Here is a 13169-nt window from a genome sequence, read left to right on the forward strand (position 1 = left end):
GTGAATACAAAAAGAGATGGGCTTATGTCATCATAGCCAATTGGAACCATGTCATTTTCCCATAAGAAACGTTTATGACCAAGTATGGCTTACGTGCCCGCGTATATATTCTTACCATTATCCCCACGCTTATTGTGGGAATTTTGCTTGCTAGCTACTTTACGTTTAATCGTAATCAGCAATTAGATAGCTTCGTGATTGAACAGGGAGTTAACGTTATTGAGCCCTTAGCTATCGCCAGCGAAGTGGGCTTAAGTCGTTATAATCGAGAGCGAGTAAAATCACTAATCAGCGTCACCCACCGAAAAATGTCGCCTTTAATTAAAAGCATCGCCGTTTACGATAAACATAACCAATTATTTGTTACCAGTAATTACCATCGTAATATTCGATTGTTGCAAAGCGATCCCGAACTGCCCTTGCCACAATCTACCCAAGTCGAAATTTATCCGGATAAAATCATCCTCCGGGCCCCAATTTGGGCCGAAGCTGAAGGCAGCTTCGCCGCCTTTGCCGATGGGAAACCCGAATTACTCGGTTATATCTCGATGCAATACAATAAAGACCGAGCATTATTGTTACAGTTTCGCGACACCACCGTCGCACTTTTCATCGTTCTGTTTGGCGTATTGATCAGTGTTTTATTTGCGTTCCAATTAAGTAAGCAAGTCACCCAGCCCATCACCAACATGGTGAATATTGTTGACCGGATCCGCCAAGGCCGTTTAGATGCGCGGGTTGAAGGAAGTTACACTGGTGAACTAGGTTTGCTCAAACACGGCATTAATTCGATGGCAAAATCACTTGCCGAATACCACGAGGAGATGCATCAAAGTATTGATCAAGCCACTAGCGATTTACGAGAAACCTTAGAACAAATTGAAATTCAAAATATTGAACTCGATATCGCGAAGAAAGAAGCGCAACAAGCCGCTAAAGCCAAATCGGAATTCCTCGCCAATATGAGTCATGAGCTACGAACCCCGTTAAACGGAGTGATCGGTTTTGCCCGACAGTTGCTGAAAACATCTTTAAATCATAACCAAGCTGATTATCTACTCACCATTGAGAAATCAGCGAATAACCTATTGGCAATCATTAACGATATCCTTGATTTTTCTAAGCTTGAGGCTGGCAAATTAAAACTTGACCGTACCGAGTTTAATTTACACGATACGCTAAACGAAGTTTTAACATTGTTAGGGCCAAGCGCCCAAGACAAAAAGTTAGAACTAAATTTACTGATCGAGCCTAACGTCCCCGACGGCCTGCGTGGTGACCCATTACGTTTACAGCAGGTATTTACCAACTTACTGGGTAATGCCATTAAATTTACCCATAAAGGACAAATTACCGTTAGTGTTGGTTTGGCGAAACAACAAGGCCAGCAAGTGGTATTGCACGCCAGCGTTCGAGATAGTGGTATTGGGATCTCTAAGGAACAACAGTCACAATTATTCCAAGCCTTTAAACAAGCCGATACTAGTATTAACCGCGAATATGGCGGTACAGGTCTAGGTCTGGTGATTACTCAAAAACTAGTCCAACAAATGGGGGGCGATATCCGACTCAGCTCTGAACCAGAGCAAGGCTCGGAGTTCACCTTTAATATCCACCTAGAATTAACCGACATGGTATTAGGGGCACCGCTGCCGATGCAGGCTTTGGGGCAGCTATCGGTATTGCTTTATGAACCTCATCCGGTGAGCCAAGAAGTGATTCAAAGCTTGAGTCAACAATGGCAACTGTCATTCAATAAAGCCACCGATCAACCACAATGGCAGCAAGCCCTGCAACAACACTATGCCAGTATCTTGATTGGTCATAGTGATTGGCAAGACTTAAAACCACTTCTGAGCAAAATCAAGCAAGCTAAACAGCACTGCGACCAAGTCATTGTATTGATAAATAGCAGCGACCCCGATATTCATCAACGCATTACAGATGCAGGAGCCAAGCACTGTATCAGTAAGCCTGTGAACCACCGTAAATTAGCGCAGTCCCTAGTCGATCAACATACCGATCACCCGCCAATACTGGCCCCCATGCCTTCGCTATCACGCGCCAAGTTGATACTAAGAGTATTAGCTGTAGACGATAACGCCGCCAACTTAAAACTCATTTCCGCAATGCTGCATGAACTCGTGACAGAGGTGGATACCTGCAGCAATGGCCTTGAAGCAATTACCCGTACCGAAACCCAGGCTTATGACTTGATCTTAATGGATATTCAGATGCCGATCCTCGATGGAATTAGCGCTACCCAAAAAATCCGTCAACAGAGTAAAAATCAAGAAACGCCAATTATTGCAGTTTCAGCCCACGCCTTAAATGGAGAAAAGGCCCAATTGCTGCGTCAAGGGATTGATGATTATCTGGCAAAGCCAATCGACGAATCGTCTTTAGAGCAAGTGATTCACCGTTGGCAACCCAACGCCAGAGTCATCACAGATAGACCCTTGGAATCCTCTAAACAGCTGAGCTCTACTGTTGAATTCGAACATGCGAGCCTTTCCTGGAAACTCGCCATGCAGCGATCGAATAATAATCAAGCTTTAGCCATCGATATGCTGAATATGTTGCAGCAAAGCTTTCCCGAAATGCAGAGTAACATCGAGCTAATTTTGGCACAGCAGATCAGTTGCAGTGAATTTATTGCGGTCATCCACCGCTTTCGCGGAGGATGTGCTTACAGTGGTTGTTTGCGTCTTGAAAACCTGAGTGCGACTATCGAAGAAAACTTACGCCAGCATAATGATGTTAAGCAAGTGGAACCTGAATTACTCGAATTAAATGATGAGATAGAGAAAGTCCAACAAGCTGCCGAACAACTGATGGCGGCATTCGCTTAAATCGATATTCAATATATAAAAAGCCGCAACTTACAAGATGCGGCTTTTTTGTTGGTTAAATATCGGTTTGACTTTGTTGATCTTTTAGGAAACGCCCGGTCAATATTTGGCCGCGATTCCGCTTACAATACCAATTGTAAAAAGGGTAACTCACCAGCCCAAAAATAGCCGTCACCAAAGCATTGCTAAAAGGAGAGATAATCATAGGAAGCAACACCTGAATTACATTCCCCCCTTGGCTTAAGGTGTAAATCACTAAGGCTAAACCAGCAATAATACCGACCCCAAAACCAACTAAGGCCATGAGTTTCATCAAACCGAATAAATCTAGCTGTACTCGATATCGCTCAATCAATTTTTTTCTCCAAAACTTAACGCTCCAAAATTACCGTCGCAACGGCGTACTCACGTTCATCACTAATACTAATAAATTGGCTGGTGACCCCTAACTGTTCAACTAACGCTAAGGCCGCCCCATAAAATTGCAGTACCGGTTTGCCTAAGGCATCGTTACTAACTTCAATCTGCTGGAAACCAACTCCGTTGGCAATCCCAGTCCCCAAAGCTTTTGCAGCGGCTTCTTTGGCTGCAAAACGTTTCGCCAAAAAGCGTTCTGCGGCATGCGTGTTTTCAAAACGTTGATACTCGGCAAGCGTGAGAATGCGCTTCGCTAAACCCGCCAACTGCTTGCTCTGCGCAATTCGAGCCACTTGCACAATATCGGTGCCCAAACCAACAATTGCCACTAATTAAGCTTCCGCTCTACGAGCTTGCACCATTAAGGCTTTCATTTCACGAACCGCTTCACTCATGCCGACTAACACCGCGCGAGCAATAATGGCGTGACCAATATTTAGCTCAATAACTTCAGGCATAGCGGCTATCGGCAATACGTTGTGATAATGCAAGCCATGACCTGCGTTCACTTTCAGGCCTTTATCACTGGCGTAACTCGCTGCCGCTGCAATTTTTTTAAGCTCCGCTTGCTGCGCCGACTCCGTTGCAGCATCGGCGTAGTGACCCGTATGCAGTTCAATAAAAGGTGCGCCTGAGGCAACAGCTGCATCAATCTGTTCATCATCGGCATCGATAAATAATGAAACGAGGATGCCTGCTTCTGTCAATTTTTCCACAGCGGCGGTAATTTTCTCAAGCTGGCCGACTATATCCAGCCCCCCTTCCGTGGTCAGTTCTTCACGTTTTTCAGGAACTAAGCAGACAAAATGCGGTTTATGCTGGCAGGCTATTTCAATCATTTCATCGGTCACAGCCATTTCTAAATTAAGTCGGGTTTGCACCGTTTGGCTCATGATCGCCACATCACGATCAATAATATGCCGGCGATCTTCTCTCAAGTGAATGGTGATCCCATCGGCGCCTGCAGTTTCAGCGATACCCGCTGCTAATACAGGATCGGGATAAGTGGTTCCACGGGCTTGACGTAAAGTAGCGATGTGGTCGACGTTAACGCCTAATAATATTTCACTCACGAGCTTTCCTTATTCAACAATGCGGTTAACGAACCGCTTTATTGGTTGTTTTAATTTGTTTAAATAATGCACGACTAGTCAATTCACGTCCATTAAGTAATTGTGCAATGACGATACGACAAAAGCGTTTAGCACAGGCCAAATGTTCTGCCTGCTGAGCATCAAAGCTCAGCAACATCAGCACTTCTTGATAACTAAATCCAGCGTTCACAGGAGCCAATGGGCTAGCAATAAATCCCTGCTCGAGACGATATTGATAACTTTGACCTTGAATAAAACCGCTTGGTTCACTTAAAGCAAAGCCGAGTTCGGCGATCAACTGTAATTCAAAGCGACGTAAACTCGCCTCCAAAGGTTGTTGCTTCGCCAATGCCAGTAAACTCTGCTGATATTGTTGATACAAACGAGGATAAGCAGTTTTTTCCTCCAGCAAGTAATATAACAACTCATTTAAGTACAAAGCGCTATATAGATGCTCACCAAATAATGGAAAAGCCAAGTTGGTCGCTTCCGCCTGAGTTAAATTAGCTAACTCCGTCTTTCCCGAAAACCCCACCAGTAAAGGAACTGCGGGTTGTAAGATAGCCCGCCAGCGAGAACGCTTTGCCCTCGCCCCTCTGGCCACCACACTAATTTTCCCTTGTTCCAGAGTAAACAACTGAACCAATAAACTGGTTTCACGGTAGGGTCGAGTATGCAGCACAAACGCGGGGCTAAGCGCTAACTCTGACAAAACTTAGTCGTCTCCGTAACCTAAACTACGCAAGGCTCGTTCGTCATCAGCCCAACCAGATTTAACCTTCACCCACATCTCAAGGAATACTTTGTTATCAAACAATTTTTCCATATCCAATCGCGCTTCTTTACCAATGGTTTTTAGCTTTTCGCCTTTATTCCCGATAATCATTCGTTTTTGGCTGGGCCGCTCAACCAAAATAAGTGCGTTAATTTGGTAAACCCCATTCTCTTGCATTTTAAACTGCTCAATCTCCACGGTAGTGGAATAGGGCAACTCTTGACCAGTAAACCGCATTAACTTCTCTCTCACAATTTCGGCAGCCATAAAACGCGAAGAGCGGTCCGTAATATAGTCTTCGGGAAAGAAGTGCACGTTTTCCGGTAATGTTTGCTGAGCCCACTCGCGCAGCTGCTCAACATTCTTGGCTTGTTTAGCAGAGATAGGCAAAATATGAGAAAACGAATATTTCTCACTCATCGCCTGCATATGTGGGAACAGCAATTCTTTATCTTGAACGTTATCCACCTTGTTAATCGCCAGCACGACAGGCACTTTTAAATGCCGCAATTTACCCAGAACTAATTCATCATCGGCGGTCCATTTAGTGCCTTCAACCACAAAAATCACCATCGACACATCCCCCAAAGAGCTGGTTGCGGCGCGGTTCATCAAGCGATTTATCGCGCGTTGCTCTTCGATATGTAAGCCTGGCGTATCTACAAAGATAGTTTGATAGATATCATGAGTATCGATACCTAAAATTCGATGCCGGGTGGTCTGAGGTTTTTTAGAGGTAATACTGACTTTCTGACCCAACAGGGTATTCAGCAAGGTTGATTTACCCACATTCGGTCGACCAACAATTGCCACAAAACCACAGCGCGTATCATAGTTCATCGTAAATGCTCCAATACCAACTCTGCGGCAACTTGTTCGGCCTTGCGTCGACTGGTACTGGTGCCAATAATCGGTTTATCTAAACCAGCCACGCTGCAGCTCACGGTAAATTGTTGGTTATGTGCTTCCCCCTTAATCTCAACCACTTGATAATCAGGTAAAGCTTGCTTACGAGATTGCAAAATTTCTTGCAAGCGCGTCTTCGGATCTTTTTGACTCAAACCCGGCTCTATTTTATTTAAACGAGGTTGGTACCAACTCAGGAGCAATTGCTTCACGGTTTGGGGGTCACTATCTAAATACACCGCACCAATGATCGCTTCAACTGCGTCGGCTAAAATCGATTCACGACGAAAGCCACCACTCTTTAATTCACCGGGGCCTAATTTAATATACTCGCCTAATTCAAAACTACGCGCTAACTCTGCGAGAGTTTTCCCCTTCACTAAAGTAGAGCGCATTGGACTCAGATCGCCTTCAGAAACCTTAGGAAAACGCTGATACAGTTCTTCGGCAATCACCCAACTTAATACCGCATCACCTAAAAATTCGAGACGTTCGTTGTGAATGCCTCCGGCACTGCGATGAGTCAAAGCCAACGTCAACAAATTAGCATCTTCAAATTGGTAACCAATGATGCGCTGCAGGCGTTCCTGATTGTTGCTATTCATCATGACCCTTTTACTTGATCGCGCCAATGCGATTAAATCGAACCCCAGTTGGGATCCATGTTGGCAAAAATGAATCTTTACCACGCTCAAACTCGAAACTAATCCAGATCGCGACCGCTTTACCTACCAAATTATGTTCTGGCACAAAGCCCCAGTAACGACTATCCATACTGTTGTCTCGGTTGTCTCCAAAAGCCAGATAGTGCCCTTCAGGTACGATCCACTCATCTTTAGCAGTCCCTGGCTGCTGGTAAAAGGAGTGCACTCGGTCTGGAGCCGCAGGGTTAATCAATATTTCGTGATTGACCTCAGCTAACTGCTCTCGATAATTTTCAAGTGGCATTAAGCCTTGCTTAAAGCGTCCAGAAACCTCAAAGTCTAAGGGTACAGGGCGCAACTCTGGGCAAGGCTCTTTTTCACATTTTTCTTGAATAAACAATTGTTTATTACGGTAAATGATACGATCGCCCGGTAAACCCACCACACGTTTGATATAGTCAACGCGGGGATCTTGAGGATATTTAAAAACCGCCACATCACCCCGTTCTGGATGACCGGTTGGTACTAAAGTGGTGCGAGTCACTGGATCTTTTAAACCGTAAGCAAACTTTTCAACCAAGATGAAGTCCCCAACCAATAAGGTTGGCATCATCGAGCCCGAGGGGATCTGAAAAGGTTCATAAATAAACGAGCGTAAGATCATCACCAAGGCGATCACCGGAAATACCGAGCTGCAATTTTCTATCCAGCTCGGCGCGTTGCTAATCGTTTGCTCCGCATTGCTGGGTAACTCACCCCCAGCAGCAATTCGAGCATCTTGCAGCTTAAGCTGTCGCTGTTTTGCCCAATGAAACTTGTCTAAAGCCCAAACAACACCCGTTACAAATGTTGCGATAACTAAAATAAGCGGAAATATAGTGGCCATATTAGTCCTTTCCAATATGTAGAACAGCTAAGAATGCTTCTTGAGGTACTTCAACATTACCCACTTGTTTCATTCGTTTCTTACCTGCTTTTTGTTTAGCGAGTAGTTTTTTCTTACGACTTACATCTCCGCCATAACACTTCGCAATCACATTTTTACGTAACTGCTTAACCGTTGAACGAGCAATGATATGCATGCCTATCGAAGCCTGAATGGCAATATCAAACATTTGCCGAGGGATCAGCTCTTTCATCTTATCGACCACTTGCCGACCTCGAGACTCAGAGTGGTCTTTATGAGTGATAAGCGCTAGCGCGTCAACACGATCACCATTAATCATAATATCAACCCGCACCATACTCGCGGCCTGAAAATGTTTAAAGTTATAGTCCAGTGATGCATAACCGCGGCTGGTTGACTTAAGTTTATCGAAGAAATCGAGCACCACCTCCGCCATTGGAATCTCATAGGTTAATGCGACTTGCTTGCCGTGATAAGCCATATTAGTTTGTAAACCACGTTTTTCCACACATAGCGTAATCACGTTGCCAAGATAATCTTGCGGCACCAAGATATTCACTTCGGCAATCGGTTCGCGAATTTCAGCAATATTATTGGTTGGAGGTAACTTGGCTGGACTATCTACAAATAACTCTTCGCCATTATTCATCACCACTTGATAGACCACGGTCGGCGCGGTCGTGATCAAATCGAGATCATATTCCCGCTCTAAACGCTCTTGGATAATTTCCATGTGCAGCATCCCTAAGAAGCCACAACGGAAACCAAAACCTAAGGCAGTAGAATTCTCTGGTTCATAAAATAACGATGAATCATTTAAGCTTAACTTACCGAGCGCATCACGGAAGTTCTCGTATTCATCTGAACTGGTGGGAAATAAGCCCGCATAAACCTGAGGTTTAACCTTTTTAAAACCAGGTAATGCTTCAGTAGAACCATTTTTTAAGGTCGTAAGCGTATCTCCTACCGGCGCCCCCAAAATATCTTTAATACCCGCGACGATGTAACCCACTTCACCGGTTTTTAATACCCCGGTACTGGTTTGTTTCGGTTTGAAAATGCCCACTTCATTGACCACATGAGACTGACCTGTAGACATCACAAGCATCCGTTCGCCAGCTTTCATTTCACCATTAGTAATGCGAACTAACGAGACCACACCTTGATAGTTATCAAACCAAGAGTCGATAATCAGCGCCTGCAAAGGCCCTTCACTATTACCGACTGGGGGCGGTACATCGCGAACAATCGTTTCCAATACATCTTCAATGCCTAAGCCAGTTTTAGCCGAGCATACGGTGGCATCAGTCGCGTCGATCCCAACAATATCTTCAATCTCTTCAGCAACCCGGTCTGGGTCAGCTTGCGGTAAATCGATTTTATTCAGAACTGGAATAACTTCCAGATCCATTTCCATCGCGGTATAACAGTTGGCGAGAGTTTGAGCCTCTACCCCTTGCGCTGCGTCAACCACCAATAAAGCACCTTCACAGGCCGCCAAAGAACGAGAGACTTCATAGGTGAAGTCGACGTGCCCTGGCGTATCAATAAAGTTGAGCTGATAAGTCTCACCGTCTTTGGCGATGTAATCTAAAGTGACACTTTGCGCTTTAATGGTGATTCCGCGTTCGCGCTCAAGATCCATAGAATCTAATACCTGAGCTTCCATCTCGCGCGCACTCAATCCACCACAGTGCTGAATTAAACGGTCAGATAGGGTCGATTTACCATGGTCAATATGGGCAATAATCGAAAAATTACGAATATTCTTATTTATCAAGGGGGTACCTATGTAAAATCATTGGCTAAAGAATCAAATCTTGCCTTTCTAAAAAATGCGGCAATCGCACATTATATCGTTGACGCGGATACTACCACAATCCATCAAGATCCAAAAAAAATGCGCGACTATTTCAAGGGAATCAGATCCCAGTGAAAGAGAGCGATTGCTCTCTGCTGTTGTAAATTGGTTCGAATTCCAGGCTTTTTAATCGCGGCGAAAAGCACATTAGCAAGAAGGCTAAGCCAATATCGCTCATTAAACAGTAAAAACGATTGAATACAATGCTTCAAAAAACGCTGTTAGCCATTCTACCAATCTAACTCACTATCTGTTCATTCTTGCGGGCCTAAATCACCACGAGCCGCGTGATATAACTTGTAATCAGAGGCACCAGTTACAGGATTATTCAGTCCTGTAACAACGATTGCGAATCGATAATTTTACGCAAATCAACACTAAAGATCATCCGACGAGTGCTCCCCGCAAGCTTAAAGAACTTAAATTTGTATTTTACACCAAATAAGTAACGATAAAACTTGAAAGCACAGTTAGCAAACGCTCGTAAATTGGGAAATAAAGCAAGCTAAGGATCATTACGCCACAGAAGTAGCTAGCTTAAACAAGTCAACAATAACCTTCACTTCCTCTAAAAAAGAAAATAATCCGCGTATTTATATCGAACAAAAACTGTAATAAATACTTAACCTCAACGCATCATAATTCACAATTAATGACAAAAATAAAAACAACCAAAGAGATTTCTAGATAGCAGACTTAATGATATTTCCTTGATAAAAAACAGTTATTCAGTTCGAGTTTGCGAAAAAACATACAAAACATCAAACTAATTGATCTAAATCAACAAAATAGCCAATCCCCAGATAGCTAAATTTTGTCTAAATATGTAAATTAGACTGTCCTAATGTAGGACTACATTTAACCCTCGGAGTCGGTTTATGGATATTATTGAACTCTCACGATTGCAGTTTGCATTCACCGCGATGTACCACTTCTTATTTGTCCCACTCACCCTGGGTATGACCTTTTTACTTGCCATCATGGAATCTGTTTATGTGATGACAGGTAAACAGATTTACAGAGATATGACTAAGTTTTGGGGCAAACTATTTGGTATTAACTTTGCGCTGGGAGTAACGACTGGTTTAGCCATGGAATTCCAGTTTGGTACCAACTGGTCCTATTACTCACATTATGTGGGCGACATTTTTGGTGCGCCATTGGCAATTGAAGGCTTAATGGCCTTTTTCCTTGAATCAACTTTGGTTGGTTTATTCTTTTTTGGTTGGGATCGGCTGACTAAAGTTCAACACTTAGCGGTAACTTGGCTGGTTGCATTGGGCTCTAACTTATCGGCATTATGGATCTTAATCGCCAATGGTTGGATGCAAAACCCTGTCGGAGCAGAGTTTAACTACACCACCATGCGCATGGAAATGACCAGCTTTGCTGAAGTGGTATTTAATCCAGTCGCTCAAGTAAAATTCGTCCATACGGTATCTGCGGGTTATGTGACTGGCGCAATGTTTGTATTGGCCATTTCAGCTTGGTACATGCTTAAAGGCCGCGACTTAGCCTTTGCTCGCCGCAGTTTTGCCATTGCAGCTGCCTTTGGTCTTGCCTCTTCAGTGTCGGTGATTATCCTTGGCGATGAATCAGGTTATGAATTAGGCGATGTGCAACAAGTGAAGCTCGCCGCCGTTGAGGCCGAGTGGGAAACTCATCCAGCCCCCGCTGCATTTACTCTGTTTGGCCTGCCAAATAGTGAAACACAAACCACAGACTACGCAATAAAAATTCCCTATGCATTGGGCCTTATTGCGACACGCTCGGTTGATGAGCAGGTATTAGGTCTCAAAGACTTGAAAGAAATCCACCGCGAACGGATTGTCAACGGTAAAGAAGCCTATCGCTTATTACAATTACTAAGAGCCGGAGATACCACAGAACAAACCAAAGCCGCCTTTGAAGTAGTCAAACAGGATCTGGGGTACGGACTATTGTTAACGGCCTATACAGACAATCCAGCCAACGCAACCGATCAACAGGTACAATTAGCCGTAGACAACAGTATTCCCCAAATTGCGCCAATGTTTTGGTCCTTCCGCATCATGGTCGCCGCAGGCTTTTTGATGTTGTTAGTCTTTGCACTCGCCTTTTGGTTTAGTGCGAAACGGATTCAACACAAACCGAAATGGTTCTTAAAGATGGCTTTATTTAGTTTACCTTTGCCGTGGATTGCCTGTGAAGCTGGTTGGTTTGTCGCTGAATATGGTCGTCAACCTTGGGCCGTTGGTGAGGTACTACCAACGCATTTAGCCGCCTCATTACTTACACCGGCGGAAATTTGGATCAGTCTAGGTCTAATTACCACTTTATATAGCATATTCATTGTCATTGAAGTTTGGCTAATGCAACATTTTGCACGGAAAGGCCCCTCATCATTGCATACCGGTAAATACGCCTTAGAAACGGATCAACTTGGAGAGCTATAACATGGATTATGAATTTTTAAGATTTATCTGGTGGCTGTTAATCGGCGTACTACTGATTGGTTTTTCTGTTACCGATGGCTTTGATATGGGCGTCGGTGCCCTATTAAAAGTGGTTGGTAAAAACGATGAAGAAAGACGCGTCATGATTAACAGCGTTGCTCCCCATTGGGATGGCAACCAGGTCTGGCTAGTTACGGCTGGAGGAGCACTATTTGCCGCTTGGCCACCAGTTTATGCGACAGCATTTAGTGGTTTTTATTTGGCGATGATCTTGACTCTGGCCGCGCTATTTTTACGACCTATTGGATTCGATTATCGCTCCAAATTAGACAATACAAAATGGCGTAGTAATTGGGACTGGGCTCTCACCGTTGGTTCAGCTGTTCCGCCCATTATCTTCGGGGTCGCTTTTGGTAATTTATTACAAGGGGTTCCATTTCATTTTGACGAACTTTTACGGATCCATTACACAGGCTCATTCTTTGCGTTACTGAATCCCTTCGCCTTACTCGTTGGAGTTCTAAGTTTGCTGATGTTTGTCAGCCAAGGCGCTGCTTATCTGCAAATGAAAACCGAAGGTGTCATTTTGCAACGAAGCCAATCTATCGGCGTTATTGCTGGCTTTGGCGCAACGCTAATATTTGTGCTTGCAGGTCTTTGGTTACATATGGGGATCGATGGGTATACCCTTACCAGTACCATTGATACCAACGCGATTAATAATGTAGTGGCTAAAACTGTAGAGGTTCAGCCCGCAGCATGGCTCAGTAATTTTTCCAAGTACCCTATTTTATGGCTATTTCCAATTTTAGGTGTGGGCGCATTCTTATTCACCGGGCTATTTAGCAAGATGGGCAAAGGTGCCATTGCATTTGTTTGCTCCTCGCTCGGCCAAGCGGGTGTTATTATGACTTGTGGCATCGCGATGTTCCCATTCATAATGCCATCGAGCTCGCGACCCAATCATAGTCTAACCATGTGGGATGCAACGTCTAGCGAACTCACTCTCAAGATTATGTTTGTAGTGGCCTGTATTTTTGTTCCCATCGTATTGGCTTACACCATTTGGTGTTATGTCAAAATGTTTGGTCGCCTCAATGAACAAACTATTCGAGATAACTCTCATTCACTATATTAAGGAGCATTCTATGTGGTATTTTACTTGGATTTTAGGTGTACTACTGGCCTGTTCCTTTGGCATTATCAATGCTATGTGGCTAGAATTTAACGGATATTCGGACGACGAACCTGAACAATAATAATTCATCACAACTTCTT

12 protein-coding genes are annotated in these 13169 nt (G+C 44.1%); 4 read left to right on the top strand and 8 right to left on the bottom strand.

Going from position 1 to position 13169, the window contains the following annotated elements:
* The first annotated feature begins 74 nt into the window (after window positions 1-74).
* On the top strand, window positions 75-2852 hold the full coding sequence (barA, locus tag ACRRSX_RS14570) for a two-component sensor histidine kinase BarA (RefSeq protein WP_432452476.1): 2778 nt from the start codon (window positions 75-77) through the stop codon (window positions 2850-2852).
* Window positions 2853-2907: 55 nt separating this feature from the next.
* On the opposite strand, the gene ACRRSX_RS14575 is transcribed toward barA, so the two are convergent.
* From ACRRSX_RS14575 to lepA, 8 genes are read right to left on the bottom strand one after another with little or no spacing between them, the layout of a single operon-like run.
* Window positions 2908-3207, bottom strand: a complete 300-nt coding sequence (locus ACRRSX_RS14575) for a hypothetical protein (RefSeq protein WP_432452475.1) — start codon at window positions 3205-3207, stop codon at window positions 2908-2910.
* A 16-nt stretch (window positions 3208-3223) separates the two neighbouring features.
* Window positions 3224-3598 (bottom strand): holo-ACP synthase, encoded by a 375-nt coding sequence (acpS, locus tag ACRRSX_RS14580; RefSeq protein ID WP_432452474.1) that lies wholly within the window; start codon window positions 3596-3598, stop codon window positions 3224-3226.
* A gap of 3 nt (window positions 3599-3601) precedes the next feature.
* On the bottom strand, window positions 3602-4342 hold the full coding sequence (pdxJ, locus tag ACRRSX_RS14585) for a pyridoxine 5'-phosphate synthase (RefSeq protein WP_432452473.1): 741 nt from the start codon (window positions 4340-4342) through the stop codon (window positions 3602-3604).
* A 25-nt stretch (window positions 4343-4367) separates the two neighbouring features.
* Complete coding sequence (recO, locus tag ACRRSX_RS14590) at window positions 4368-5075, bottom strand: DNA repair protein RecO (protein ID WP_432452472.1); 708 nt, start codon at window positions 5073-5075, stop codon at window positions 4368-4370.
* Window positions 5076-5078: 3 nt separating this feature from the next.
* Complete coding sequence (era, locus tag ACRRSX_RS14595) at window positions 5079-5978, bottom strand: GTPase Era (RefSeq protein WP_432452471.1); 900 nt, start codon at window positions 5976-5978, stop codon at window positions 5079-5081.
* A complete protein-coding gene (gene rnc / locus ACRRSX_RS14600; protein ID WP_432456165.1) occupies window positions 5975-6649 on the bottom strand; it encodes a ribonuclease III in 675 nt (224 codons plus the stop codon). Before rnc ends, era begins: the two co-directional genes overlap by 4 nt.
* A 10-nt stretch (window positions 6650-6659) precedes the next feature.
* Window positions 6660-7574, bottom strand: a complete 915-nt coding sequence (lepB, locus tag ACRRSX_RS14605; RefSeq protein WP_432452470.1) for a signal peptidase I — start codon at window positions 7572-7574, stop codon at window positions 6660-6662.
* A gap of 1 nt (window position 7575) precedes the next feature.
* Entirely contained in the window at window positions 7576-9375 is a 1800-nt protein-coding gene (lepA, locus tag ACRRSX_RS14610) for a translation elongation factor 4 (RefSeq protein ID WP_432452469.1), read from the bottom strand.
* Window positions 9376-10334: 959 nt separating this feature from the next.
* On the opposite strand from lepA, the gene ACRRSX_RS14615 reads away from it, so the two are divergent.
* Genes ACRRSX_RS14615 through cydX form a run of 3 tightly spaced genes read left to right on the top strand, consistent with a single transcriptional unit; the run spans window position 10335 to window position 13150 of the window.
* The gene (locus tag ACRRSX_RS14615; protein WP_432452468.1) at window positions 10335-11891 is read left to right on the top strand and encodes a cytochrome ubiquinol oxidase subunit I; all 1557 of its coding nucleotides are present in this window, start codon (window positions 10335-10337) and stop codon (window positions 11889-11891) included.
* 1 nt (window position 11892) lies between these two features.
* The gene (gene cydB / locus ACRRSX_RS14620; protein ID WP_432452467.1) at window positions 11893-13029 is read left to right on the top strand and encodes a cytochrome d ubiquinol oxidase subunit II; all 1137 of its coding nucleotides are present in this window, start codon (window positions 11893-11895) and stop codon (window positions 13027-13029) included.
* Between the two features lie 10 nt (window positions 13030-13039).
* Window positions 13040-13150 carry a cytochrome bd-I oxidase subunit CydX gene (cydX, locus tag ACRRSX_RS14625; protein WP_432452466.1) on the top strand — a complete coding sequence of 37 codons (111 nt, stop codon included), beginning with the start codon at window positions 13040-13042 and terminating at the stop codon, window positions 13148-13150.
* Window positions 13151-13169 lie beyond the last annotated feature (19 nt).

Origin of the sequence: Agarivorans sp. QJM3NY_30 (assembly GCF_050870855.2) — a bacterium.
Lineage (GTDB): Bacteria > Pseudomonadota > Gammaproteobacteria > Enterobacterales > Celerinatantimonadaceae > Agarivorans.